At 66.6% G+C, this 25,215-nt stretch carries 27 protein-coding genes; 10 read left to right on the forward strand and 17 right to left on the reverse strand.

The window, feature by feature from the left end:
• The first annotated feature begins 18 nt into the window (after positions 1–18).
• Together pe and BKG60_RS06205 are read left to right on the forward strand one after the other, a co-directional pair.
• On the forward strand, positions 19–1,158 hold the full coding sequence (pe, locus tag BKG60_RS06200) for an acyltransferase PE (RefSeq protein ID WP_070189546.1): 1,140 nt from the start codon (positions 19–21) through the stop codon (positions 1,156–1,158).
• Between the two features lie 46 nt (positions 1,159–1,204).
• Entirely contained in the window at positions 1,205–2,959 is a 1,755-nt protein-coding gene (locus BKG60_RS06205; RefSeq protein WP_075909398.1) for an AMP-binding protein, read from the forward strand.
• A 27-nt stretch (positions 2,960–2,986) separates the two neighbouring features.
• On the opposite strand, the gene BKG60_RS06210 is transcribed toward BKG60_RS06205, so the two are convergent.
• Positions 2,987–3,649, reverse strand: coding sequence for a GAP family protein (locus BKG60_RS06210; RefSeq protein WP_070945032.1), 663 nt, complete (start codon positions 3,647–3,649; stop codon positions 2,987–2,989).
• Between the two features lie 75 nt (positions 3,650–3,724).
• On the opposite strand from BKG60_RS06210, the gene BKG60_RS06215 reads away from it, so the two are divergent.
• Positions 3,725–4,210, forward strand: coding sequence for a flavin reductase family protein (locus BKG60_RS06215; RefSeq protein WP_070189549.1), 486 nt, complete (start codon positions 3,725–3,727; stop codon positions 4,208–4,210).
• Between the two features lie 15 nt (positions 4,211–4,225).
• Here the strand turns inward: BKG60_RS06215 and BKG60_RS31380 are convergent, their stop codons facing one another.
• From BKG60_RS31380 to BKG60_RS06235, 5 genes are all read right to left on the reverse strand, one after another.
• Entirely contained in the window at positions 4,226–4,387 is a 162-nt protein-coding gene (locus tag BKG60_RS31380; RefSeq protein ID WP_110765255.1) for a hypothetical protein, read from the reverse strand.
• A gap of 144 nt (positions 4,388–4,531) precedes the next feature.
• The gene (locus tag BKG60_RS06220) at positions 4,532–5,293 is read right to left on the reverse strand and encodes a succinate dehydrogenase/fumarate reductase iron-sulfur subunit (RefSeq protein ID WP_070945031.1); all 762 of its coding nucleotides are present in this window, start codon (positions 5,291–5,293) and stop codon (positions 4,532–4,534) included.
• Between the two features lies 1 nt (position 5,294).
• Entirely contained in the window at positions 5,295–7,202 is a 1,908-nt protein-coding gene (locus tag BKG60_RS06225) for a fumarate reductase/succinate dehydrogenase flavoprotein subunit (protein ID WP_070189551.1), read from the reverse strand.
• Positions 7,203–7,264: 62 nt separating this feature from the next.
• Positions 7,265–8,086, reverse strand: a complete 822-nt coding sequence (locus tag BKG60_RS06230) for a hypothetical protein (RefSeq protein WP_070189552.1) — start codon at positions 8,084–8,086, stop codon at positions 7,265–7,267.
• 52 nt (positions 8,087–8,138) lie between these two features.
• Positions 8,139–8,435, reverse strand: a complete 297-nt coding sequence (locus tag BKG60_RS06235; RefSeq protein ID WP_070189553.1) for a hypothetical protein — start codon at positions 8,433–8,435, stop codon at positions 8,139–8,141.
• A gap of 211 nt (positions 8,436–8,646) precedes the next feature.
• Here BKG60_RS06235 and BKG60_RS06240 point away from each other — a divergent pair, with 211 nt between their 5' ends.
• Together BKG60_RS06240 and BKG60_RS06245 are read left to right on the forward strand one after the other, a co-directional pair.
• Positions 8,647–9,405 (forward strand): isocitrate lyase/PEP mutase family protein, encoded by a 759-nt coding sequence (locus BKG60_RS06240; RefSeq protein WP_070189554.1) that lies wholly within the window; start codon positions 8,647–8,649, stop codon positions 9,403–9,405.
• A gap of 91 nt (positions 9,406–9,496) precedes the next feature.
• Entirely contained in the window at positions 9,497–9,985 is a 489-nt protein-coding gene (locus tag BKG60_RS06245; RefSeq protein ID WP_070945030.1) for a hypothetical protein, read from the forward strand.
• Between the two features lie 53 nt (positions 9,986–10,038).
• Here the strand turns inward: BKG60_RS06245 and BKG60_RS06250 are convergent, their stop codons facing one another.
• On the reverse strand, positions 10,039–10,962 hold the full coding sequence (locus BKG60_RS06250) for a DMT family transporter (RefSeq protein WP_070945029.1): 924 nt from the start codon (positions 10,960–10,962) through the stop codon (positions 10,039–10,041).
• On the opposite strand from BKG60_RS06250, the gene BKG60_RS06255 reads away from it, so the two are divergent.
• From BKG60_RS06255 to nirD, 3 genes are all read left to right on the forward strand, one after another.
• A complete protein-coding gene (locus BKG60_RS06255; protein WP_075909399.1) occupies positions 10,961–12,373 on the forward strand; it encodes an aminotransferase-like domain-containing protein in 1,413 nt (470 codons plus the stop codon). The genes BKG60_RS06250 and BKG60_RS06255 overlap by 2 nt on opposite strands.
• Positions 12,374–12,488: 115 nt before the next feature.
• Positions 12,489–15,050 carry a nitrite reductase large subunit NirB gene (nirB, locus tag BKG60_RS06260; protein WP_070945028.1) on the forward strand — a complete coding sequence of 854 codons (2,562 nt, stop codon included), beginning with the start codon at positions 12,489–12,491 and terminating at the stop codon, positions 15,048–15,050.
• Complete coding sequence (nirD, locus tag BKG60_RS06265; protein ID WP_070188151.1) at positions 15,047–15,418, forward strand: nitrite reductase small subunit NirD; 372 nt, start codon at positions 15,047–15,049, stop codon at positions 15,416–15,418. The genes nirB and nirD overlap by 4 nt, the downstream gene beginning before the upstream one ends.
• Here the strand turns inward: nirD and BKG60_RS06270 are convergent.
• From BKG60_RS06270 to BKG60_RS06310, 9 genes are all read right to left on the reverse strand, one after another.
• The gene (locus tag BKG60_RS06270) at positions 15,403–15,654 is read right to left on the reverse strand and encodes a helix-turn-helix domain-containing protein (RefSeq protein ID WP_070188150.1); all 252 of its coding nucleotides are present in this window, start codon (positions 15,652–15,654) and stop codon (positions 15,403–15,405) included. The genes nirD and BKG60_RS06270 overlap by 16 nt on opposite strands.
• Before the next feature lie 672 nt (positions 15,655–16,326).
• The gene (locus BKG60_RS06275) at positions 16,327–17,022 is read right to left on the reverse strand and encodes a sirohydrochlorin chelatase (RefSeq protein WP_070945027.1); all 696 of its coding nucleotides are present in this window, start codon (positions 17,020–17,022) and stop codon (positions 16,327–16,329) included.
• A complete protein-coding gene (locus BKG60_RS06280; RefSeq protein WP_070945026.1) occupies positions 17,019–18,170 on the reverse strand; it encodes a uroporphyrinogen-III synthase in 1,152 nt (383 codons plus the stop codon). The genes BKG60_RS06275 and BKG60_RS06280 overlap by 4 nt, the downstream gene beginning before the upstream one ends.
• Positions 18,171–18,204: 34 nt before the next feature.
• On the reverse strand, positions 18,205–19,620 hold the full coding sequence (locus tag BKG60_RS06285; RefSeq protein WP_070188147.1) for a nitrate/nitrite transporter: 1,416 nt from the start codon (positions 19,618–19,620) through the stop codon (positions 18,205–18,207).
• A 109-nt stretch (positions 19,621–19,729) separates the two neighbouring features.
• Positions 19,730–20,344, reverse strand: coding sequence for a GNAT family N-acetyltransferase (locus tag BKG60_RS06290; RefSeq protein WP_075909469.1), 615 nt, complete (start codon positions 20,342–20,344; stop codon positions 19,730–19,732).
• Positions 20,345–20,466: 122 nt separating this feature from the next.
• Positions 20,467–21,348, reverse strand: coding sequence for a 5-oxoprolinase/urea amidolyase family protein (locus tag BKG60_RS06295; RefSeq protein WP_070945024.1), 882 nt, complete (start codon positions 21,346–21,348; stop codon positions 20,467–20,469).
• 17 nt (positions 21,349–21,365) lie between these two features.
• On the reverse strand, positions 21,366–22,034 hold the full coding sequence (locus tag BKG60_RS06300) for a 5-oxoprolinase subunit B family protein (protein ID WP_070945023.1): 669 nt from the start codon (positions 22,032–22,034) through the stop codon (positions 21,366–21,368).
• A gap of 74 nt (positions 22,035–22,108) precedes the next feature.
• Positions 22,109–22,795, reverse strand: a complete 687-nt coding sequence (locus BKG60_RS06305; RefSeq protein ID WP_070188143.1) for a queuosine precursor transporter — start codon at positions 22,793–22,795, stop codon at positions 22,109–22,111.
• 12 nt (positions 22,796–22,807) lie between these two features.
• Complete coding sequence (locus BKG60_RS06310; protein WP_070945022.1) at positions 22,808–23,758, reverse strand: ABC transporter substrate-binding protein; 951 nt, start codon at positions 23,756–23,758, stop codon at positions 22,808–22,810.
• Between the two features lie 125 nt (positions 23,759–23,883).
• On the opposite strand from BKG60_RS06310, the gene BKG60_RS06315 reads away from it, so the two are divergent.
• Complete coding sequence (locus tag BKG60_RS06315; protein WP_070188155.1) at positions 23,884–24,180, forward strand: hypothetical protein; 297 nt, start codon at positions 23,884–23,886, stop codon at positions 24,178–24,180.
• Positions 24,181–24,217: 37 nt separating this feature from the next.
• A complete protein-coding gene (locus BKG60_RS06320) occupies positions 24,218–24,535 on the forward strand; it encodes a heme-binding protein (protein ID WP_070188141.1) in 318 nt (105 codons plus the stop codon).
• A 9-nt stretch (positions 24,536–24,544) separates the two neighbouring features.
• Here BKG60_RS06320 and BKG60_RS06325 read toward each other — a convergent pair whose 3' ends face one another.
• Positions 24,545–25,147 (reverse strand): TetR/AcrR family transcriptional regulator, encoded by a 603-nt coding sequence (locus tag BKG60_RS06325; RefSeq protein WP_070945021.1) that lies wholly within the window; start codon positions 25,145–25,147, stop codon positions 24,545–24,547.
• Positions 25,148–25,215 lie beyond the last annotated feature (68 nt).

Genomic DNA, 25,215 nt, shown 5'->3' on the forward strand with positions numbered 1-25,215 from the left:
GGGTGATCGGGAGTGGAGATGAAGAAACTCCTTGCAGGACTTGCTTTGCTGATGACCACCAGCGTCACCGGATCCTTCGGCGTCGTCGGGAACGCGTGGGCCGATGACGCCCCGCCGCCCGTGCCTCCGCCCGGCGGCCCGGCCGCACCGACGCCGTCGAACCCCGGGACCGCTTTCGCCTTGGGCGGCGCGCACGTTCTCGGGATCCCCTACGACGAGTACATCCGGATGACCGGTGAGCACTGGTTCCCCGGGATGAAGCGAACGAAGGTCGACTACCCGGCGGGCCAGGTTCAGGGCCATACCCTGGAACGTTTGTTCCCCGGCATCGGTGCGGTCGGAGAGCGGTTCTATCCGGGAATCGGCCTTGACGGGCCCAGCATCGGCGAGTCGGTCGATGAGGGCGAGGGAAACCTCGACGCGGCAATCCGCAACGGCGGCAAAGGAACAGCGATGGGGCTGTCCGAGGGCGCGCTCGTGCTCAACGCTGTGAAGGCGCGCCTGGCCAACGACCCGAGTGCCCCGCCGCCAGACCAGCTGAGCTTCGCGACATTCGGCGATCCGATCGCCAAGCATCCCTTCGGCGAGAGTTTCCTGACCCAGAACTTCCCCGTCGGCAGCGTCGTGCCGTTCATGGACTACCGCATCCCGGCGCCGGTGGAGAGCCAGTACCACACCGACCAGTTCATCTCCGCCTACGACAGCATCGCGGACTGGCCGGACCGGCCGGACAATTGGATGAGCGTCATCAACGCGATCGCCGGGTTGGCCACCGGTCACACCGCGATCGCGTTCACCAATCCGAGTAACGTTCCGCCGCAGAACATCAGGACGACGGTCAACTCCAAGGGTGCGACAACGACGACGTACCTGGTGCCCGAGGAACACCTGCCGCTGGTGTTGCCGTTCAAGTACCTCGGATATGACCAGCACACACTCAACGAGCTGGACCGGGTACTGCTGCCCATGGTGGATGCCGGTTATTCGCGAAACGACGATCCAGCAACCGCGCCGGTCACGGTGGACCCGGTACACGGGTTCGACCCGGCCGAGGTCACCGCTCCTGCCAACGAGGCGACCTTCGGTGGCGGCACCGACCCGATGTCGGAGCTGGCCAATGCGGCGTTGTCGGTGCTGAACCCGAACGGCGCGGGCTGACGCCCTCTCCAACCCGATTGATTCGACCAGTTACGGACGTGATGTGATGCCTAGCCCCCAGTCATCAATTCTGTCGATGCTGCACGGACGCGCCAGTTTGCGCCCTGACGACGTTGCCTTCACCTTCACCGATTACACCGCCGACCCGGCGGGCGTCGTCGAGACGCTGACGTGGTCGCAGCTTTCGCACCGGACGATGAATGCGGCACGCGAAATCAGCCTGCACGGGTCGGTCGGGGACCGGGCGGTGATCCTGGCCCCGCAGGGCCTCGAGTACATCCTGGCGTTCTTGGGCGCGATGCAGGCGGGGTTGGTGGCGGTTCCGCTTCCCTTGCCTCATCGCGGTTCGAGCCATGACCGGGTCAGTTCGGTCTTCGTGGATACGAAGCCTTCGGTCGTGCTGACGACCTCCGCGGTCGCCGAGGACGTCGGTGACTACGTGGATCAATCGCGGATGAACACCGCGCCGAAGATCGTTGCGATCGATTCGCTGAACTTGGACGCCGAGGACGGGCCGGCCGGGTTCGACAGCGGCGCAGTCGAATTCCCCACCACGGCGTATTTGCAGTACAGCTCGGGTTCGACCAGGTTGCCCACCGGGGTGATGATTTCGCACCGCAACGTCCAGGCGAACTTCGAACAGCTCATGCGGGGCTTTTTCGCCGACACCCAACTCGGGTCCATCCAAGACGCCACGATTGTCTCGTGGTTGCCCTTCTATCACGATATGGGCCTGGTGCTGGGCGTCTGTGCCCCGATCCTGAGCGGCTATCGCGCGGTGCTGACGAGCCCGCTGGCGTTTCTGGAACGCCCGGCGAGGTGGGTACAGGCGCTCGCTGAGCATCCCCGGGCTTTTTCTGCGGCACCGAACTTCGCCTTCGACCTGGCTGCCCGCAAGACCAAGGACGCCGATCTTGCCGGGATGGACCTCAGCGGCGTGGTGGGCATCATCAACGGCGCCGAGCGCGTCGAGCCCGCCACGTTGGAACGATTTGCAGATCGGTTCGCCCACTTCGGATTCCGGGATCACATGCTGCGTCCGTCCTACGGGTTGGCCGAGGCGACCGTGTTCGTGGCGACCGGCACGTGGAGTGAGTCGTCGGAGCCCGTCGCGTTCGACGTCGACGAACTGTCGGCGGGCCGGGTTCGGCGGTGCCCAGCCGGAAAGGGCTCTTCGCTGGTCAGATACGACCTGCCGCGGTCGCCTGCGGTTCGCATCGTCGACGCCGAGACCAAGCGCGAATGCGCCCAGGATGTGGTCGGTGAGATCTGGGTGCACGGCGAGAACGTCGCCGCCGGTTATTGGAGCAGATCGCCGGAGGAACAGCAGTGCTTCGGCGCCACCCTGGTGGAGCCCACCCCGGGCACCCCGGACGGACCGTGGCTGAAAACCGGTGACCTGGGCTTCGTCTCCGGGGGCGACCTGTTCATCGTCGGGCGCATCAAGGATCTGTTGATCATCCGCGGCCGCAATCACTACCCCGAGGACATCGAGGCGACGGTCCAACAGATCACGGGCGGCCGGGTAGCCGCGATCTCCGTTCCGCTGAACAGCACCGAGAAGTTGGTGACCGTGATCGAGGTCAAGAAGCGGGGCGAGTCCCCGCTGGAGGCGGTGCACTGGCTCAAGGAGATCAAGAGCGACGTCACCTCCGCGATATCCAACGCGCACGGCTTGAATGTCGGGGATCTCGTCCTGGTCCCCCCGGGCTCGATTCCCACGACGACGAGCGGCAAGGTCCGCCGCGCGGCGTGTGTCGAGCAGTACCGGCAGGACGAGTTCACGCGCTTGGACGCCTGAGCGACGCCGGCATCACCGGCTTGGTGTTCAGAGGCCGGCGAACCCTACCGCCAGGAGTACGCAGCCGACCGTGCCCACTACGGCGGCCACCTTGCGGTGGCGTTGTGTCTGCAGCCAGTCGTGTAGTGCGGCGAGGCCGGCGCGCGTGCGCTCGGGCGCGACCAGATACGAGATCAGCGGGATTTCGACGAGACCGAACGCCACCACGTTGAACAGCAGGAGCGCACCCACTTGGGTGGCTGCCGCGGCGCCGGAGGCGACGATGAGCGCCAGCGCGGCGAGATAGTCGACCGATGGCAGGGCGATGCCGAGTCCAGCGGCGCTCGCGGTCCACAGCGAATGGCCGCCCAGCAGTTCCTTGAGGCGCGTCACGAGTGGTCCGGGTTGCCGGTCAGGTCGCGGACCGAACATGCGGGCGGGCCTTCCGATGGCGAGGACGGCCGCAGCCATCAGGGCCAGCGCCCCCACCGCCAACTGGACCCGGGGCAGGGTGAAATGTGCCGACCCCAGGGCGGGCCGCAGCATGAACAACACGATCAAACCGACCGCCGTGCCCATCGCGAAACCTCCGATGAGGAATGCCAGCAGCTGCAGGAGAGGTCGTGGCCGGTTGAGCATCACGACGGTCATTCCGATGCGGAACGGCTCCAGGCTGACGGCTGCGGCCATCACCAGAAGCGGAATCCACATGATGGACGCCAACCTACCGGCCAGTGGACCGGTGGGCTGAGCAGGGACAGGGAGCTGTGTGAAGATGGAGGTGCTATGAGTGCAACAGAATTGAGCCCGACGTCGCTGCGTGAAGCGTTCGGCCACTTTCCGTCAGGTGTCATTGCGATCGCGGCCGAGGTAGCGGGCACTCGGGTCGGATTGGCTGCCAGCACCTTCGTGCCGGTGTCGCTCGACCCGCCGTTGGTGTCGTTCTGCGTGCAGAACTCGTCGAGCACCTGGCCGAAGCTCAAGGATCTGCCGTCGCTGGGGATCAGCGTGCTCGGCGAATCCCATGACGAGGCGGCTCGTACCCTGGCGGCCAAGACCGGTGACCGGTTCGCCGGCCTGGAGACCGAGTCACGCGAATCCGGCGCGGTGTTCATCCATGGAACCAGCGTGTGGCTGGAAAGCGCCATCGAGCAGTTGGTGGAGGCCGGCGATCACACCATCGTGGTGCTGCGGGTCAATGACATCACGGTCAACGCCGACGTGGCACCAATCGTTTTCCACCGCAGCACGTTCCGTAAGCTCGGCGCCTGACTCCGGCGGCCGGGGTCAGGGGCGTGCGGCGAGTTCGTCGCGGTATTTGGCGATGCGCTGCTCGATCTCGCCGGCATCGTCTGGGCGACCCTCTTTACGGGCCAGTTCGGCCCGGGCCGACAGTTCCCGGATCGCCGTCCGGATCTCGTTGATGCTGTGAGTCTGTCCCATGCTCATAGAGCTGCCTTTCGACGCTGATTGGCTGCTTTTCTCGAGCGTACGCCGCTGACTCGGCATCCTCCGCCGCCAAAACAACGAAATGGTCGTTCCGTTCGCGGCGGAACGACCATGTCGTTGATCTCGATGGCAGACGCGGTGCTGCTAGCGCCTGAACAGCTTGTTGCCCAGCCACACGATCGGGTCGTACTTGCGATCGGCGACCCGTTCCTTCATCGGGATCAGCGCATTGTCGGTGATCTTGATGTTCTCCGGGCACACCTCAGTGCAGCACTTGGTGATGTTGCAGTAGCCCAGGCCGAAGTCGTCCTGAGCCATGTCCTTGCGGTCCAGTACGTCGAGCGGGTGCATGTCCAGCTCGGCGATGCGCATGTGGAACCGTGGCCCGGCGAATGCCTCCTTGTTCTCCTCGTGGTCACGCACCACGTGGCAGACGTTCTGGCACAGGAAGCACTCGATGCACTTGCGGAATTCCTGGCTGCGCTCGACGTCCTCTTGCTGCATCCGGTACTCGCCGGGCTGCAGGTCCTTGGGTGGGGTGAACGACGGGATCTGGCGGGCCTTTTCGTAGTTGAACGACACATCGGTCACCAGATCGCGCATCACCGGGAATGTCCGCAGGGGCGTGATGGTCACCGTCTCGTCCGGGTCGAACGTCGACATCCTGGTCATGCACATCAGCCGCGGGCGGCCGTTGATCTCCGCCGAGCAAGATCCGCACTTGCCGGCCTTGCAGTTCCATCGGACTGCGAGATCGCCGGCCTGGGTGGCCTGCAGCCGGTGGATGATGTCGAGCACCACCTCGCCGTCGTTCACCTCGACGGTGTAGTCCTGCAGTTCGCCGCCGGTATCGTCTCCGCGCCAGACGCGCAGGTTCGCTGTGTATTTTCCGGTGGAGCCAACCATCTTAGCCCTTCCGATCGGGGTGTTCGGCCAGTTCTTGTGCGGTGTAATACTTTTCGAGTTCAGACAGCTCGAACGTCGCCAGCAGGTCCTCCCTCATCGGCAGCTGGGATTCGGGTGTCACGGTCACGTCCGGCACCACCTGATCGTCGCCGGCCGCACGGCACACCAAAAGAGTGTTGCGCCAGTTGGCATCCATGTCCGGGTGGTCGTCGCGGGTGTGTCCGCCGCGGCTTTCGGTTCGGGCCAGCGCGGCCTTGGCCACGCATTCGCTGACCAGCAGCATGTTGCGCATGTCGATGGCCAGGTGCCAGCCCGGGTTGAAGACACGCCCGCCCTCGACACTGACGTTGTGTACGCGCGTGCGCAGCTCGGCGAGCTTGGCCAGGGCCTCCTCGATCTCGTCGGCCTTGCGGATGATGCCGACCAGGTCGTTCATGCACTGCTGGAGCTCGGCGTGCAGGGTGTACGGGTTCTCCGGATGCGTGTGAGATTCGAACGGTGCCAACGCCAGCTCGGTGGCCTCGACGAGCGCGGCCTCCGTCACCTTGGGCCGTTCGGACAGCGCGGCCACATAGTCGGCCGCACCGAGACCGGCGCGACGACCGAAGACCAGCAGATCCGAAAGCGAGTTGCCGCCAAGACGATTCGAGCCGTGCATACCGCCCGAGCACTCGCCCGCAGCGAACAGCCCCGGCGTGGCCGCACCACCGGTGTCGGGATCCACCTCGATGCCGCCCATCACGTAGTGGCAGGTGGGGCCGACTTCCATCTCGTCCTTGGTGATGTCGACCTCGGCCAGCTCCATGAACTGGTGGTACATCGAGGGCAGCCGGCGCTTGATCTCCTCGGTCGGCATCCGGGACGCGATGTCGAGGTAGACGCCGCCGTGTGGCGAGCCGCGGCCGGCCTTCACCTCGGAGTTGATGGCGCGGGCCACCTCGTCGCGGGGCAGCAGGTCAGGCGTGCGCCGTGCCGAGTCGTTGTCCTTGAGCCACTGGTCGGCTTCTTCCTCGGTCTCGGCGTACTGGCCCTTGAACACCGCGGGGATGTAGTCGAACATGAACCGCTTGCCCTCGGAGTTCTTGAGCACCCCGCCGTCGCCGCGGACACCCTCGGTGACCAGGATGCCCTTGACCGACAGTGGCCAGACCATGCCGGTCGGGTGGAACTGGATGAACTCCATGTTGATCAGGCCGGACCCGGCGCGCAGCGCCAGCGCGTGGCCGTCGCCGGTGTACTCCCACGAGTTCGACGACACCTTGAAGGACTTGCCGATACCGCCGGTGGCCAGCACGATCGCCGGGGCTTCGAACAACACGAAGTTGCCGCTCTCGCGGTAGTAGCCGAAGGCGCCCGCGATCCGGTCACCGTCCTTGATGAGCTCGGTGATGGAGCATTCGTGGAAGACCTTGATCCGGGCCTCGTAGTCGCCGAGTTCCCTCTTGTCCTCCTGCTGCAGCGAGACGATCTTCTGCTGCAGCGTGCGGATGATCTCCAGGCCGGTACGGTCACCGACGTGCGCCAGCCGCGGGTAGGTGTGCCCGCCGAAGTTGCGTTGGCTGATCCGGCCGTCCTTGGTTCGGTCGAACAGCGCCCCATAGGTTTCCAGTTCCCAGACCCGGTCTGGGGCTTCCTGTGCGTGCAGTTCGGCCATACGCCAGTTGTTGAGGAACTTGCCGCCGCGCATGGTGTCACCGAAGTGCACCTGCCAGGAGTCCTTGGTGTTGACATTGCGCATGGCCGCCGCGCAGCCACCCTCGGCCATCACGGTGTGGGCCTTGCCGAACAACGACTTGGTCACCACCGCTACCCGCAGACCGCGTTCGCGGGCCTCGATCACCGCGCGCAGACCTGCTCCGCCGGCACCGATCACGACCACGTCGTAGGAGTGCCGTTCCAGCTCACTCATTGATTCCACTCGCCTTCTCGCGTGTACGTACTTGTCGGCCAAAGAAACTCGGTCAACCGAGGTCAGCCAATGAACCTGAGATCAGAAATGGTGCCGCTGGCCACCAACATGACGTAGAAGTCGGTGAGGACCAAGGTGCCCAGCGTGATCCAGGCGAAGAGCATGTGGCGGGTGTTGAGTTTGCTCACCTGTGTCCATATCCAGTAGCGCACAGGGTGTTTCGAGAAGTGCTTCAGCCGGCCGCCGGTGACATGACGGCATGAGTGGCAGGACACCGTGTAGACCCACAGCAGAATGACGTTGCCGACCAGAATGACGTTGCCGAGGCCGAATCCGAAGCCCGATGGCGAGTGGAACGCCACGATCGCGTCGTAGGTGTTGAGCAGTGAGATGAGCACCGCGGCGTAGAAGAAGTACCGGTGCACGTTCTGCATGATCAGCGGAAGACGGGTCTCCCCGGTGTATTTCGCGTGTGGCTCGGCCACTGCGCAGGCGGTCGGTGACTGCCAGACCGACCGGTAGTAGGCCTTGCGGTAGTAGTAACAGGTCAGCCGGAAGGCCAGCAGGAACGGCAGCGAGATGAACGCCATCGGGATGAACCAGGGCAGCTCGCCGACCCATTGACCGAGGTGGCTCGATCCGGGCGCACACGCCGTGCTGACGCACGGCGAATAGAAGGGCGTCAGGTAGTGGTAGTCCTCTACCCAGTACGCGCTTCCCCAGAACGCCCGGACCGTCGCATAGATGACGAATGCCGCGAGCCCCAGATTGGTCAATAGTGGTGCCTGCCACCACCGGTCGGTCCGTAGGGTGCGTTGGGGGATCTGCGCTCGTGTCGGCGAGAAGACCCCGGTCGCGCGACGGTCAGCGGTGGGTGCGCTCACGGTTCCCTTTCTGAGGTTCAGTTGTTTTCTCGGGCGTCAGACGCCCGTGAGCTCAGCGGTATCCGCCGAGACCCTCGTCGGCGACGTCCTGCCAGAACTCGCTTCCGTATTGGGTGTCGGGGATGCCGATCTTCTCGCGGGCCGGTTGTTGGCGTGTCACGCCGTGACGCATCTCCAACTCTTCGGCGTCGATGTCCAACCGCTCGATATCGTTGAGGATCCGCTCGGCGTCGTTCACCACGCGGCGCGTCGCGGGGGAATCCCCGTACTTCGACGCCAACGTGGTGACACAGCGACGCATGTCGCGGATCAGGTTGTGGAGTTCGGAGAACTCGGTGGTGGTGGACAAGTGACCTCCTCGGGCTGAAGGTGTCAGGGCTCACAGTACGACAACCAATGCTAGCCACATCACGATCGCGACGTGATGCGCATCACGTCCGCGGCGGCCTCGCCGAGCGCTCGCAATCACCGACCGGAACCCGGGTCGTAGGCTGGCCTTCGCCGGCTTCTCATCTGGCCGAATGACACCTGAGCAGGACATCTGAGCACCCGGAGGATCTATGAGTGAGACCACGTTGCAGCAGCGGGCGGCGGCGTTGCTGGCGCTGCACCAGCCCGGCAACCCCGTTGTGTTGCCCACGGTGTGGGATGCCTGGTCGGCCCGGCTGGTGGTCGGTGAGGGCTTCTCGGCCCTGTCCGTGGGCAGCCATCCGCTGGCCGATTCCATCGGCAAGGCAGACGGCGAGGTGATGTCGTTCGACGATCTGCTGACCCGGGTGCGGCAAATCACCGACGCGGTCGACGTGCCGGTCTCGGTGGATATCGAGTCTGGCTACGGCGAGCGGCCGGAGCGGCTCATCGAGGGACTGCTCGGCGTCGGCGCGGTCGGGCTCAACATCGAGGACACCGTGCACCGGGAGGGCAAGCGCCTGCGTAGCTCGGCCGAGCACGCCGAGCTGGTGCGGCAGTTGCGTGCGGCAGCCGACGCCGCCGGTGTGCACGTGGTGATCAACGCGCGCACCGACTTGTTCCTGCGCAACGAGGGAGACGAAACCGACCGTGTGGATCGTGCGATCGCCCGGTTGTCCGAGGCGGCCGCCGCGGGTGCCGACTCGCTGTTCCCGCCCGGTCTGCGGGACCCGGAGGCGTTGGCACGCTTGGTGTCTGAGGTGCCCCTTCCGGTCAGTGTGACCGTTCCCCCCGATACCGCCGACCTCGCCGAGCTCACGGCCGCCGGCGTCGGGCGCATCACTTTCGGCCCGTTCCTGCAGGCCGTGCTGAGCGCGCGGGCAAAAGAGGTGCTCGGCCGCTGGCGGTAGCCGTCGGCGATTTGTGCGAACTGCCACTTCTGGACGTGCGATTTGTGCCAATAATGACGCACTGATACGTCGAGCAGGCAGGGTGCATGCGATGGACTGGCGCACGAGACGCGCGGTGACGTTGGCGGCAGCGGGTGGGGTGGTACTCGGTGGGGTGGGCAGCCCGCCGGCGTCGGCGACGACGATGGTGCCGTTGTCGAATTCCATCCGCGGGTGTGATTTCACGAAAGCGTTGTTCCTCGGCGGAATGGGCTCGGGTACCGGCTCCGGCCACGCCAGCATCGGCGCCGACGGCTCGCACGTGGGTGCCGAGGTGATGCTGCAGTCGGCGACCCCCTACACCGACTACCGGGTCAGGCTCATTCAGCTGCCACGACCGTCGGTGGCGACGTGCAACGCCGGTGATCCCGGGGTGGCGGGCGCGGTGCTGCATACCGATGCCAGTGGGACGGCGACCGTCACGGTTGCCGGGCCCCTGAGCTCGGACGCTACGCAGGCGTGGGTGGTTGTCGAGGGGCCACCGGCACCGGGCCGCATTCGCGGTGACGTCTACACCTCGGACTACCCGGTGAACCTCTGACTCGGGCGAAAGTCGGTGGAGGCCATTGGATTCTACCGACTTTCGCATAGGTGTCACCGCAGGCGGGGTGGTTTCAAGCGGATGCGGACGGCCAGTGCGGCGCAGCCGATGACCACGGCGCCCCCGGCCACCGTCGTCCAGGTGAGCCGTTCGTGCAGTAACAATGCCGCCCAGGCGATGGTCATCACCGGCTGGGCCAACTGGACTTGGCTCACCTGCGTCATCGGCCCGATGGCCAAGCCGCGATACCAGGCGAAAAACCCCAGATACATGCTGACCACGGCCAGGTAACCGAACGCGGCCCACTGCGCAGGCGTCGCGTGTGGCGGATGCTGCGCCATGTCCAGCACCGTCAACGCCAGCATCACCGGCGCCGCGATCACCAACGCCCAGGACACCGTCTGCCAGGCACCCAGTTCCCGCGCCAGCAGCCCACCCTCGGCGTATCCGACCGCCGCCGCCAGCACGGCGCCGAACAGCAGTAGGTCCGGCCAGCTCAGGTGGCCGAACCCGGAGCCGTGCACCATCGCGAACACCACCGCGGCCAACGCCCCGGCTGCCGCCATGGTCCAGAAGGCGACCGGGGGACGCTCATGGCCGCGCAGTACCGCGCACACCGCGGTGGCGGCAGGCAGCAGTGCGACCACGATGGCCCCGTGGCTGGCGGGAACGACGGTAAGGGCGTAGGAGGTCAGTAGCGGAAAGCCTGCGACGACACCGGCCGCCACGACGGCCAGCCGGGCCCATTGCCGGGGCGAGGGCCGGGTCTGCCGGGTCAGCGCGAGGGCGGCCCCCGCGATGGCGGCGGCGACGACGGCGCGGCCGGCCCCGATGAACAGCGGGGAAAGCCCGTCGATGGCCACCTTGGTGAACACGATGGTGAAGGAGAACGCGGTGACGCCGAGCAGTCCCCACCACAACCCGGTGTGGGATAGCGCCGACGGGTTATTCGGAGTAGCGCTACTCTGTATCAACATGGACAACGATAGCACTGAGCGCATCGTGTCTGGCCTGCGGAAGTGGATCACCACCGCGCCACCGGGCGCGCAGCTGCCCTCCAACCGGTCCCTGGTGGCCGAATACGGGGCCAGCCCGGTGACGGTCGCCAAGGCCATGCGCGCGTTGCGCGGCCTGGGGCTGGTGGAGAGCAGGCCCGGGGTCGGGTCGTTCGTGCGGGCGGTGCGTGCCGCGCGCCTGCCCGATTACGGCTGGCAGACCGCTGCACTCGGATCGCCGCAGGCCCGCATCCCCGCACTGTCGACGCCGCTGCGCGGCGTCGCGCCGGACATGATCGCGCTGCACTCGGGTTATCCCGAGCGCGAACTTCTTCCCCAGCGGCTGGTCCGTCCGGCCTTTGCGCGGGCGGCCCGCGGTGACACCGCGCTGAGTCCTGCCGGCGTGGCCGGCCGGCCGGACCTGCAGGCCTGGTTCGCTCAGGAGCTGGCGGAGGCCTTCGGGGCGGGCGTCACACCGCCGACGGCCCGCGAGGTGATCGTGCTCCCCGGCAGTCAGAGCGGTCTGAGTTCGATCTGTCGCGCCCTGGTCGGGTTCGGGCAGCCCATGTTGATCGAGTCGCCCAGCTACTGGGGCGCCATCCTGGCTGCGGCCCAGTGCGGTGTGCGGCTGGTCCCGGTGCCGAGTGGACCGCGCGGACCTGAGCCGGAGGAACTGTCGCGGGCTTTCGCCCAAACGGGTGCCAGGGTGTTCTACGCCCAACCCAACTACGCCAATCCGACTGGCGCCCAATGGGATCCTGAGCTGGCAAGCCAGGTGCTCGAGGTGGTGCGCAGCCACGGTGCCTTCCTGGTCGAGGACGATTGGGCGCGCGACTTCGGCATCGACAGCACCTCCAGGCCGGTCGCGGCTGCCGATGACGCCGGGCACGTCATCTATCTGAGGTCGCTGACCAAGAGTGTGTCGCCGTCGATCCGGGTCGCGGCGATGGTGGCCAGGGGTCCCGCCCGCGACCGGCTCCTGGCCGACCGGGGCGCGGAGTCGATGTATGTCAGCGGTGTGTTGCAGGTCGCCGCACTCGATGTGGTCACCCAACCGGCCTGGCGTACCCACCTGCGCGACTTGCGTCAGCAGTTGCAGGCGCGGCGCGACCTGCTGATCGCTGCGTTGGCCGAGTACGCTCCCGGCGCTCAGCTCGAGCACGTGCCCCGCGGCGGGCTGCATCTGTGGCTGCGCCTGCCCGATGCGGTCGACCTGGGGCGCCTGGTGCGCGAGTGTGAGACCGATTCGGTGCTGGTCGCGGCGGGCAACGAATGGTTTCCGGCCGAACCGTCCGGGCCGTATCTGCGACTGAACTATTCGGGCCCGGATCCGCAACGTTTCGCCGAGGCGGCGCGGGTCATCGGACACGCGATCGCTCGGCAGCTGGGTTAGCTGGACCTCACTGCCGGGCTTCCTCACATGTGCGTCGCGGGGACCGTGAGCACACCGTGACGGGCGGTTCACACAGGGCGACAATTCGGCAACTTCGAGTTCCTAACCTCGCCGTATGTCGTCAACACAGAACGTCGTGGTCGTCGGACACGGCATGGTGGGGCACCGCTTCGTCGAGGCGTTGCGGTCGCGTGACGCCGCAGGCGCCTGGCGGGTCACCGTCCTGTCGGAGGAAGCTGACGCAGCCTATGACCGGGTCGGACTGACCGCGTACACCGAGCACTGGGACCGGGCCCAACTCGCGCTGCCGGGTAATGACTACGCCGGCGATGACCGGGTGGATCTGCGCCTGGGATGTGCGGTCGCCGAGATCGACCGGGAAGCCCGTACGGTGCGAACCGTCGCCGGCGAGAGCTTCGACTACGACGCACTGGTGCTGGCTACCGGGTCGTACGCCTTCGTGCCGCCGGTGCCGGGGCGCGACCTGCCGGGGGTGCACGTCTACCGCACGCTCGATGACCTCGACGCGATCCGCGCCAGTGCCAAGAGCGCCATGGACTCGAAGTCGCCGGTGGGCGTGGTGATCGGTGGCGGTCTGCTGGGCCTTGAGGCGGCCAACGCGTTGCGGCAGTTCGGCCTGCGCACGCACGTGCTGGAGATGTCACCGCACCTGATGTCGGCGCAGCTCGACGAGGCCGGCGGCACCTTGCTGAACCGGATGATGCGGAGCCTGGGCATCGAGGTACACACCGCTGTCGGCACTGACAGCATTCAGCCGGCGCAGCGGCACAAGCCGCTGCGCAAGTCCGACATCGATGATTCGATGCGGATCTCGCTCAACGACGGGACCTCCATCGACGCGGGGCTGGTGGTCTTCGCCGCCGGTGTGCGCCCGCGCGATGAGCTGGCCCGCGCGGCAGGTCTGGACATGGCGCAGCGCGGTGGCGTGCTGACCGATCTGTCCTGTGTCACAAGCGATCCCAGTATCTACGCGATCGGCGAGGTGGCGGCCATCGAAGGCCGCTGCTACGGCCTGGTGGCGCCGGGCTACACCACCGCCGAGGTGGTGGCCGACCGGCTGCTGGGCGGTGAGGCCGAGTTCCCGGGCGCCGACATGTCGACCAAGCTCAAGCTGCTGGGCGTCGACGTCGCCAGTTTCGGTGATGCCAAAGGGGTTACGCCGAACTGCCTGGAGGTCGTGGTCAACGACCCCGTCAAACAGACCTACGCCAAACTGGTGCTCTCCGATGACGCCAAGACGCTGCTGGGCGGCATCCTGGTCGGTGACGCATCGGCCTACGGCGTGCTGCGGCCGATGGTGGCCAGCGAACTCCCCGGAGACCCGCTGGCTTTGATCGCCCCGGTCGGGGACGGTGACGCGTCCGCGCTGGGCGTGGCCGCGCTGCCGGACATCGCGCAGATCTGCTCGTGCAACAACGTCACCAAGGGTGATCTGAAGGAAGCCATCTGCGGCGGCTGCGACGATGTGCCCAGCCTGAAGAAGTGCACGCTGGCCGGCACCTCGTGCGGCTCCTGTGTGCCGCTGCTCAAGCAGCTCCTGGAGGCCGAAGGTGTCGAGCAGTCCAAGGCCCTGTGCGAGCACTTCAGTCAGTCGCGCGCCGAACTGTTCGAGATCATCAGCGCCACCGAGATCCGCACCTTCTCCGGCCTGATCGAGAAGTTCGGCACCGGAAAGGGTTGCGACATCTGCAAACCCACCGTCGCGTCGATCCTGGCCTCGACCAGCTCCGACCACGTACTCGATGGCGAGCAGGCCTCGTTGCAGGACTCCAACGACCACTTCCTGGCCAACATCCAGAAGAACGGCAGCTACTCGGTGGTGCCGCGGTCGCCCGGCGGTGAGATCACTCCGGAACAGTTGATCCTGATCGGCGAGATCGCAAGGGATTTCGACCTTTACACCAAGATCACCGGCGGGCAGCGCATCGACATGTTCGGCGCGCGGGTCGAGCAGTTGCCGCAGATCTGGGCGCGTCTGGTCGAGGGCGGAATGGAGTCCGGGCACGCCTACGGCAAGTCGTTGCGCACCGTCAAGAGTTGCGTCGGTAGCACGTGGTGCCGTTACGGCCAACAGGATTCGGTCAACATGGCCGTCGAGATCGAGAAGCGGTACCGGGGCCTGCGGTCACCGCACAAGATCAAGATGGCGGTCTCGGGATGCGCCCGGGAATGCGCCGAAGCGCAGAGCAAGGACGTCGGCGTCATCGCCACCGAACAGGGCTGGAACCTGTATGTGTGCGGCAACGGCGGCATGTCGCCACGGCACGCCCAGCTGCTGGCCGGCGACCTGGATGACGAGACGCTGATCCGGTACATCGACCGGTTCCTGATGTTCTACATCCGCACCGCGGACCGTCTGCAGCGCACGGCGCCGTGGCTGGAGGCGATGGATGGTGGGCTCGACCACCTGCGCGAGGTCGTCTGCAACGACTCCCTCGGTCTGGCCGCTGAGTTCGAGGCGGCCATGGAACGCCACGTCGCCGGCTACGCCTGCGAGTGGAAGGGCGTGCTGGACGACCCGGAGAAGCTGTCACGCTTCGTGTCGTTCGTCAACGCACCCGACGTCGACGACCCGACCGTCACGTTTACCGAGCGCGGTGGCCGGAAGGTGCCGACAAGTTTGGGTATGCCGTCGATCATCCAGGAGGCGAAATGACACTGCTCGACGACCACAAGGACATTCACGCCTCGACTCCGTGGGAGTGGACGACGGCGTGCCGGTATGACTTCCTGATGCCGTGCCGGGGTGTGGCGGTGCTGCTGCCCGATGGTTCACAGGCGGCCCTGTTCCGCCTCGACGACGGCTCGCTGTATGCGGTGGGCAACATCGACCCGTTCTCCGGTGCGGCGGTGATCTCCCGCGGGATCGTGGGTGACCGGGCCGGCCGGGCGACCGTGCAGTCGCCGATCAAGAAGCAGGCCTTCGCGCTCGACGACGGCAGTTGTCTCGACGACGACGCCGTGTCGATCCCCGTCTACCGGACCCGCGTCACGCCGGGCGGGTTTGTTCAGATCTCCGCCTGATCGGCTGTCCGGCTCCAGTGGGCGTCGCGCCCCTGGAGCTTGCGGCGCTGCACCACGCCGCGCCGTTCGAGCACCGTGAGATTGCGGTACACGGACTCGATCACGACCGGTGCGCGGAAGTGCTCGTGCATGTCGTCGCGTAGCTGTGCGGTGGTCATCGGCCGAGACGTGCGATCCAGTGCGTTGAGCAGGTGCTGACGCAGACGTTCGGCCGGGACCCGGTCACCGGGTCGCACTGCCGAGCGCGTCGTCTCGACGGGCTGCGCCCGCCGGTGTGGTCACCTGCACGTTTGTCTGTACTCCCGCCGAATAGCCCGATGATCGCGATAACGATAGCTGAGTTTTCGGCCCAGATCTGACGCCCAGAGTCGCCGGCAAACCGTCGGGTCCTGGTTACTTGGGCAAATACCTGTACAGAGCTGGTTTTGCCGCGAAATTTGCCAGAATTGCACGGTCGGGATAGTTCTCGAAGCTGTGGTGCGCATCTCGCTGGCTAACTAGAATAGTTCGCTGGAGTGTGTTTAGACTCCCTCTCAAGGAAGCGTCGTCAGAGGGGCTGACAAGGGATGTTTGCGCGTTCGGTAGTGAATTTGGTGGGGGCGGCAGCGATGCTGGGCGCACTCGGGGCGTTGTTGATGCCCCTGGCCTTGAACGCCGTGGATCGCACCGGTCAACCCATCGCATGCGGTAACGGAGCGCGGCCGGACTACCGCGTCGCCGCCCAGCAGGACCAGCTCAACCTCGATCAGCACACCTTGGCCGGGCCGGGATTCATGGCCAGCGATTACGTCGAGCAATGTTCGGCGATGGTCGGCACGCGGCGTTCGGCGGTCTTTTCGGTGGCGGGCGCCGGCAGCGCGCTCCTGCTCGCGGGATGTGCCGGGCCGCTCATCGCCCGGTCGATCCGCTTACGCCACGGCCGGCAGACTGAGCACCCCGGCGCGGCGGAACCGGTTCGCAATCAGCCGCACCATGCCGGGGTGGGTGCCGAGTGGCTCACTGACGATGTCGGCGCCGGATTCACGCAGCCGGTCCTGGAAAAGCCCGTCGGCGAGCAGGTAGGACGCCACAGCTATGCGGCGATGGCCGCGGCTGCGTTGCGCGGCGACGGCTTCGGCAACGCTCGGCGCTCCGGTCGCGGCGAAGGCCATTTCTACGCGATCGCCGGTCACCGCTGACAGCAGCGCCGCGGTGCGACGAAGGTCGGACTGCGCGCCGCGGTCCGAGGTGCCGGCTGCCGCCAATATCACCGAATCGCCCGGACGCCAGCCTGATTCGATGAGGCGATCGGCCAGCACCCGGATCGTCCCTTGACATGGGCCCAGCGGCGCGGTGACGGTGACGGCCGGGTGCCCGCTGGCCGCCACATGGGTGGGCACGTCGACGCGGACGTGGTACCCGGCAGCCAGGAATGCCGGCACCACCACCGCCGGGCAGTCCGTCGGCAACGATGCGAGGACCTCGCTCGGGGGCGGGCCCACCACGTCGACGAACGAGACGTGCACGGGCCGGCCCAGTACGTCGGACACCCGTGCGGCGAGATCGCCGATCATCGCCACCCCGCCGGGCTTGCGGGTTCCGTGGGCGACCAGAACGAGGCTCATTGTGCCCGCACCATCTCGCCGTCGTCGACAGCGAGCCGATAGCCCCGTTTGACGACCGTCGACACGATGCTCTTGTCTCCCAACGCAGTACGAAGCCTCAACACCGCGGTCTCCACGGCGTGGGTGTCGGTGCCGGTGCCGGGCAATGCGCTCAGCAGATCGAACCGGGACACCACCGCGCCCGGACGGTGTGCCAGGGCCCGGATGGTCGCCATACCGGCAGGGGACAACGACTTGACCGCGCCGTCCACCAGAACGCAGGTGCCCCGGATCTCGAGCGTGTGCCCGGCGACCCGCACGGTCCGCGCCTGCAGCAGCGGCAGCTCATCGGTGATGTGACGGGCCAAGGCGCCCAACCGCATTCGTTCCGGTGCCGAGGTCGGGACACCGAGCCGGACCAGTGGTCGTGCGGTAACCGGGCCGACACACATGGCGTGGACGTCGGTGCGCAGTGCAGCGAGCACCCGGTCGGCGATATCCATCTCGGTGGCGCGCATCAGCACCGAGGCCACTGCCATCGCCGAGGTGAAACTGACTGCGTCAAAACGTCGTTCGGCGATTCCGGCGACCATCTGGTCGAACTCGCCGTCCCGCGGCGCGGGATGCCAGCGGTACACCCGGATCGGCACCACCTCGGCGCCCGCGGCGCGCAGCTCGTCGAGAAACTCGGGGAACGGATCCCATTCGTCGGTGGCCCCGTGGAGTTGCACGGCGATGCGCTGTCCGGCGACGCCCTGCTCGATGAGGTAGCGCAACACTTCCCGGGAGGATTCCGATTCCGGTGACCATTCCTCGGGCAGGCCCGCGGCCCGCAACGCCCCCGTGGCCTTCGGGCCACGGGAGACGATGCGGGCGTTGCTCAGGGCGTCGGTGAGCTCGGCGGCCAGCCCCCAGCCGTCCGCCGCGGCGAACCAGCCGCGAAAGCCGATACCGGTGGTCGCCACCACGATGTCCGGTGGGACGCCGATCAGCGACGCGGTGTGGGCGCGCAACTGTTCGTCGTCGGGCAGCGGAACCATCGTGATGGCGGCCGCACTGGTCACCGTGGCGCCACGCCTGGTCAGCAGTGCGCTCAGCTCATCGGCACGTCGGGCGGAGGTCACCGCCACACGAAAACCGGTGAGCGGTGCCCAGTCGGGCTCGTTCATATGTCCAGTAGAGGCATCGCTTGTTTCCAAGTGATTAACCGGCCATTGCCGAGGCGTGTCGGTCTACCGGGGCTGATGTGACTGCCGTCGCAGCCGGGCGCCGGACGTAACGGAACCAGGTGCATGCCGAGGCCAGCACGTAGAAGGCCAGGAAGATGCAGAACGCGGCGGTGGCCGATCCGCTGGACAGGTAGGACTGCCGCAGCGCCATGTTGATGCCGAATCCGCCCAGGGCGCCGATGGCGCCGGCGAAGCCGATCAGGGCACCGGACATCGACCGCGACCAGTGCTGGCGGTCGTCTTCGCTCATGTCCAGAGAGTGGCTGCGGGCCTCGAAGATGGATGGGATCATCTTGTAGACCGAGCCGTTGCCGAGGCCGCTGAGCAGGAACAGGGCGACGAATCCGATGACGTAGCCGGCCATCATGAGGCTGTTCGCGGCAGCGGCGGTGTGATCGTCGATCATGCTGATGGCGACCAGCAGGCCGGCGGCCAGGATCATGCCGCCGAACACCGCGAGGGTCACCCGCCCGCCGCCGATGCGGTCGGCGAGCTTGCCGCCGTACACACGGGACACCGAGCCCAGCAGCGGGCCGATGAAGGCGATCTGTGCGGCGTGCAACGAGGCCTGCGCCGCGGTCTGGCCGCCGGCGGCGAAGTTGATCTGCAGCACTTGGCCGAAGGCGAACGAGAACCCGATGAACGAGCCGAAGGTGCCGATGTAGAGCAACGAGATCACCCAGGTATCGCGTTCTGACAGAATGGCTTTCATCGCGCCCAGGTCGATCTTGTGTTGTTCGAGGTTGTCCATGTACAACGCCGCGCCGATGCCGGCGACGGCCAGTGCCACCAGGTAGACCGCGCACACCCAGTACGGGGCGCGGTTACCCGCGGTGGCGATGACCAGCAGACCGACCAGCTGGATCATCGGGACGCCGATGTTGCCGCCGCCGGCGTTGAGGCCCAGCGCCCAGCCCTTGAGACGTTGCGGGTAGAAGGCGTTGATGTTGGTCATCGACGAGGCGAAGTTGCCACCGCCGAAGCCGGCCAGGGCCGCGCAGATCAGATATGGCCACAGTGGCAGGCCCGGATTGGCCAGCAGCGCGATGGTTCCCACCGTGGGGATCAACAGCACGAAGGCCGAGAACACTGTCCAGTTGCGACCGCCGAACGTGGCGGTGGCCAGCGTGTAGGGAATTCGCAGGCAGGCACCTACCAGGGTGGCGGTGGCACCCAGCAGGAACTTGTCCCCGGCGGAGAAGCCGTATACGGCTTCGGGCATGAACAGGACCATGACCGACCAGATCGACCAGACGGAGAAGCCGACGTGCTCGGCGAACACCGACCAGATCAGATTCCGTCGCGCGATGTATTTGTTTCCGGCCTCCCAGGCCACGGTGTCCTCGGGATCCCAATTGGCTATGCGATTCGACTTCAGCAGAGTGGGCATGGCGCAAAAGTAGGAAGCGTTTATTGCAGAGGTGCTCCCGGCGATGACCCGGCCGTGAAATTCCGCTCACCCGCTCACATGCAGGGATGTGAGCCTGTGCTTTCGGTGGTTACCAGACGTCCCCGTTGCGCCAGTCGCAGGTGATCTCCGCGGTGGTGTCCAGGTCCATGCCGGCCGGCAGGTCGGTGGGCAGCACGAACAGCGACCCGTCGTCCTCAGGCGTGCGCGTCACGCCGGCAGGCGTCAGCACCGACGTCGGCCCCTGCCAGGGCACCCAGCCACGGGCCACGTACATGTCTCTGGCGGACTCCGTCGAGCTGAGCCCACCGAGTTGGTACGCGCCGCGCAGTACCTGCTCGACGGCATCCATGACGGCGGTGGCCAGGCCCTGGCCGCGCCAATCCTCGCGCACCGCCACGGCTTCCACGTAACCGCAGCGCAGCGCGGTGTCGCGATAGATCAGCCGCCGCTGGACCACGGCCGCGTGGGCGATCAGGGCGCCGTGATGGCAGATGAACGCATGCATGCCGCCGAGGGCGTGCTCCCAGTCGGCTTCTGTAAAGGCACCGCTGGAGTCGTCACTGGTTACGCTGCGGAACGCCTCGACGACCATGCGCCGAGCACCCTCGCGGGTCTCGTGGTCGAGATCGGAGGTGTGGACCAGACGCGCGGTGTGCAGGATCCCGCCTCGGACTGACGGCGCGCTGACATCCTGGAAGGGCACACCCATGTTCTACCAGCGCTGTGCGCCGGTGTCTGCACGTTGTGGGCCGCCCAGCGCATCGGCAGAGCGCCCCGGGATCGCAACCCTGACGTAGAAAACGACGACGGGAATGGCGCCTGCGACTAACCCTCGAACGGCTTACGGGGGTGCGCCCAGCGCAGTCGGACGGTCTGACCGGGCCGGACCTGGCCCAGCTTGTCGATGTCCTCGTCGGTCACCACACCGATCACCGGATAGCCGCCCGTGACCGGGTGGTCGGGACCGAGGATCACCGGAAAACCGTTGGGCGGTATCTGGATTGCCCCTCGGGTCGCGCCTTCGCTGGGCAGCTGGCGGTCGGGCCAGCGGTAGTCCAGCGGCATGCCGACCAGACGCATCCCGACCCGGTCGCTGTGGGTGGTCACCAGCCAGTTGGTGCGGATCAGCACGTCGGGGTCGACGAACCAGTCGTCGCGCGGGCCCGGTACTACGTTGAGTTCCAGCACGTCGTCGCTGATCGAGGCGACCGGGGCCTGGTCGGTCTCGGGCAGGTCGGCGGTGTGCTCGCCGACCGGCAGGATGTCGCCGGGCCGCAGCGGGGCCGGGCCGATCGCCGACATCACGTCGTAGCTCCGTGAACCCAGTATGGGTTCGATGGCGATGCCACCGCGGACCGCTAGGTAGCTGCGCAGCCCTGAGTGCGGCGCCCCCAGCGAGATCACCTCACCCTCGTGGACATGGTGAATGCTGTTGGTGCCGAATGGAATTCCATTGACGGACGGGTCGGTGTCGGCGCCGGTGACCGCGACGGTGACGTCACCGCCGACCACCCGCGCCGAGAACCCGCCGAACATCACCTCGACCGTGGCATGCTCGCCGGGGTTGGCGACCAGTCGGTTGGCCAGCGTGTGGGATCGACGGTCGGCGGCGCCCGATCGGGTGACGCCGAGGTGGGCCATGCCCGGGCGGCCGAGATCCTCGACCAGCGCCAGCGGTCCGGTGCGCAGCACTTCCAATGTGGTCATGATGTCCTCCTCGCCGACTAGCCGATGGCCCGGAACTGCACCCAGGTACCCGGGGTGAGCAGCGCGGGTTCGTCCCGATGAACGTCGAACAGCACCGCGTCGGTGCGCCCGATCAACTGCCAGCCCCCGGGCGACTGCCGCGGATAGATGCCGCTGAACTCGCCGGCCAGCGCCACCGCCCCGGCCGGGACACTGGTGCGGGGCTCGGCCCGGCGTGGCACGTGGAGTCGCCCGTCACCGCCCACGAGGTAGGCGAATCCCGGGGCGAAGCCCATGAATCCGACCTGCCACGGGGTGCCGGTGTGCGCCGCGATCACCTGCGCCGGGGTCAGCCCGGTCAGGGCCGCGACGTCGTCCAGGTCGGCGCCGTCGTAGACCACGTCGATGGTGACGTCCGGTTGGCCGGTGGGGCGGACGGGCGCCGATCCGGGTTGCAGCCGCAGCTTGCTGAGCCGCTGCCGGGTGGGCGCCTGGTAGCGCGGGTCGGCCAGCTTGATCAAGATCGTGCGCGAGGCGGGCACGATATCGAGCACACCTAGCAATTTGGCCGCCGTGAGGGTGGCGGTCCACGCCAAAACATCGGCAGTGCTGTCGAACTCGAGCAGCAGAGCCTGATCCCCGTAGTCGCGGGCGGTGCCTGGGGTCAGGCTCGGTCCCGCGTCCATCACCTCTGATGTCACACTCATGACCTGAAGCTACCCGTCGGTAGCTAAGAATGCTCCAGCTCTATGAACCTTGCCAGAGGTGCCTTATCGAAGCCTCACACGGCGACCTGATATGTGGGCTCACGACGCTTGATCGCGGCGATCACCCGGTAGGTGATCGGCAGCATGATCACCTCGACCGCGGTCTTGTAGACCCAGCCCAGCGCGGTGTAGGTGACGAAGTCGCCGAAGGTGCTGATGCCGATTGCCCCGGCCGCGATGGCGCAGAAGACCAAGGTGTCGCCGAGTTGGCCGGCGAACGTGGATCCGATCAGCCGGGCCCACAGGTGCTTTTCCTTGGTCCGTTCTTTGATTGCGACCACGACCCAGGCATTGATGGTCTGTCCGACGATGAAGCCGGCCAGGCCGGCCACGATCAGCTGGGTGTAGGCGCCGACGACGTTCTCGAAGTGTTCCTGATTGGTGTAGAAGTCCGCAGCGGGAAGGTAGATGGTCACCCAGAATGCCAGGGCGGCAAGGGCATTCATCGAGAATCCGAGGAAGATGGCGCGACGGGCAGCCTTGAATCCGTACACCTCGGAGAGCACGTCGCCGATCACATAGGTGAGTGGGAAGACGATGAAGCCGCCGTCGGTGATGATCGGCCCGAACGCGACCCCTTTGGTGGCGGTGACGTTGGAGATGATCACCAGTGCGGTGAAGACCGCGACCAGCACCGGATAGTAGGCCGAGCCGACGATGGCGGTGCCGCGGTGCTCGGGGGTCTCCTGGGTGCTTGTCACCCGGTCATCTTGTCAGGTCAGTGCCTGGTGGAGCAGGGGCGGCAGTTGGTCGGCCACCACGGGGTAGGACAGTGGTGACGCGAACGCGATGGCGCCGGCCAGGTCTTTGGGGGTGAAAACGTGCCGCTTGCGGGTTGTGGCCCGCAGCTCGGCGATCGCCGGATCGGCCAGCAGGGCGTCGCGCTCCTGATCGCTCTCGGTGGTCCAGATCAGGACGTCGGCGGCGTCGAGTGTCGCGGCGATGTCGGCACGCGGGATCAGGGTGGGGGTCTGGGGCACGGCGAAGCCCATCTGGGTGAGAAATTCGGTGCGCCATCCGGTGTGTGCCTGCACACTGTCGCGGAACAATGTGCCGCCGAGCAGCAGGGCCTTGTTGCCGGCAAATCCCGGGTTGTTGGTGGCCACCGTCTTGAACTTGTCGTCCACCCCGGCGATCAGCCCGGTCATCGCGTCGTTCTGGAACAGTGCCTGGCCGATCAGGGTGGCTTGGTCGCGCCACGGTTCGAAGAACGCGTCGGACCCGGACTGTGCGAGGGTCGGGGCGATCTCGGAGAGCTTGGCGTAGGTGTCGGCGTCGAGACCGGCGTTGGTGGCCACGATCAGGTCTGGCTTGAGGGCTTCGATCTCGTCGACCTGGATGCCTTCGGCCAGGTTGAGCACGGTGGGCCGGGCGCCGCCGAGTCTCGGTTGGGCCCAGGGCCAGACCGCGTACGGCTGGTCGCCGAACCACTCCGTCGTGGCGACCGGCACGGAGCCGAGGGCCAGCAGGTCATCCTGTCCGGTGAACCCAGCGCTGATCACGCGCTGCGGCGGACCCGGGATGTTGGTGTCGCCGAAGAGGTGGCGGACGGTCACCGAACCGTCCTTCCTGACCTCGCCAGGCTTTTGCGTGCTACATGCGGCGACCAGGGCCATCGTTGCGGTGACCGTGAAAAACCCTCGCCGTGACCAGGTTGTCGGCACTTAGCCAGGGTAACGGTTGGCCCGCGTCGAGGTGCGCACTGCAACGGGACCGATTACTGTCGATTCCGCATATTTGGCGTCCTCGGGATTATTCTCGGCACGTGGGGACCTACTGAGGAGTGGTCATGCGGAGCATGCGGCGTCCGGCGTTACTGGGTCTGGTTGCTCTGACCGTACCGATCGCGATCGCCACCGCGCCGGCCGCCGCCGCTGATTGTGTCGACGCCGGCGGTTCCACGGTGTGCGCGCAGGGCGACATCCGCGGTGGGGGGCCCACTCCGCCGAAGGCCGGGCCCTATTACCCGTACCCCTGCGCCAACGACTGGTACTGCGGCGACTGGGGTTTGGAGATCAACCTCGATCCGGACCGGCCTGACAACGGTGGTGGTGGCGGTGGCGGTTGGCGACCGGGCCGTCGTTGAGCCGTAGCCCAGTTATTCGAGTCATCTAGGAGCCACTATGTTCACCCGTGCGATCGCCGCCGGCGCAATCAGCCTGTCGCTCTTGGCTATTGGTGCGCCCGTTGCCGCGGCAGAAGAACCGAACTGCACCGCTGCCGACCTGGCCGGGGTGATGGCCGGCGTCCGCGCGGGCACCTCGGCATACCTGTTCACTCACCCCGACGTGAACGCGTTCTTCACCAGCCTCAAGGGGCAGTCGAACGAGCAGATGGCCGATTCGGTGCGGGTTTATCTCGAGGACAAGCCGCAGATCCGGGCTGAACTGACGGGGATCCGCCAGCCGGCGATCGATTTCCGCAACCGCTGCGGCGGTTAGCCTCGACGATCAGGTCCGTTCCAGTCCACGCAGCAGCACTGCCATCCCGTACTCGAACGCATCGTCGGCACGCGCGGGTCGGGGTGCGCCGGTGGCGAGCGCGGCGGTCAACTCCGGGCCGACGGGGGCCCCGGCCTCCCACGGTCTGTCGGGTGCGGTCAGGTCGAGGGCGGATCCCAGCACATAGTTGTCTACGAGGGTGATGATCCGCAGGGTGTCGGTGGGGTTGAACCCGGCCCGGGTCAGGGTCACGGCCAGTGCGTTGTACATCCTGAGCGCCTGGCTGCTGTTGACGGCATGGGCGGTGAGCAGGGGAATCAGCCGCGGATAGCGGGCGAAGCTGTCGCGGTACGAACGCATGATGTCGGCCAGGATCTCGGCCCACTGCCGGTCGGTGTCGATGTCGGGCAGCTCGACTTCTGACATCGCCCTTTCGCGGAGCAGTTCGACGATGTGCTCGCGCCCCGATACGTGGTTGTAGAGCGACGACGGGCTGACCTTGAGTTTGCGGGCCAGTTCGGGGACGGTGAATCCGCCGGTTGTGTTGACGAGATCCATTGCTGCACTGGCGATTCGGTCCGGTGACAGGATCGGTATCGACGGACGCCCCATGGGTTGGTCCCCCCTTGATTTCGTCTCTCCGCTTTACATCTGGTGGTCTGCGTCACACAATAAACGAA

Source organism: Mycobacterium syngnathidarum (assembly GCF_001942625.1).
In the GTDB taxonomy this organism is placed as follows: Bacteria; Actinomycetota; Actinomycetes; order Mycobacteriales; family Mycobacteriaceae; genus Mycobacterium; species Mycobacterium syngnathidarum.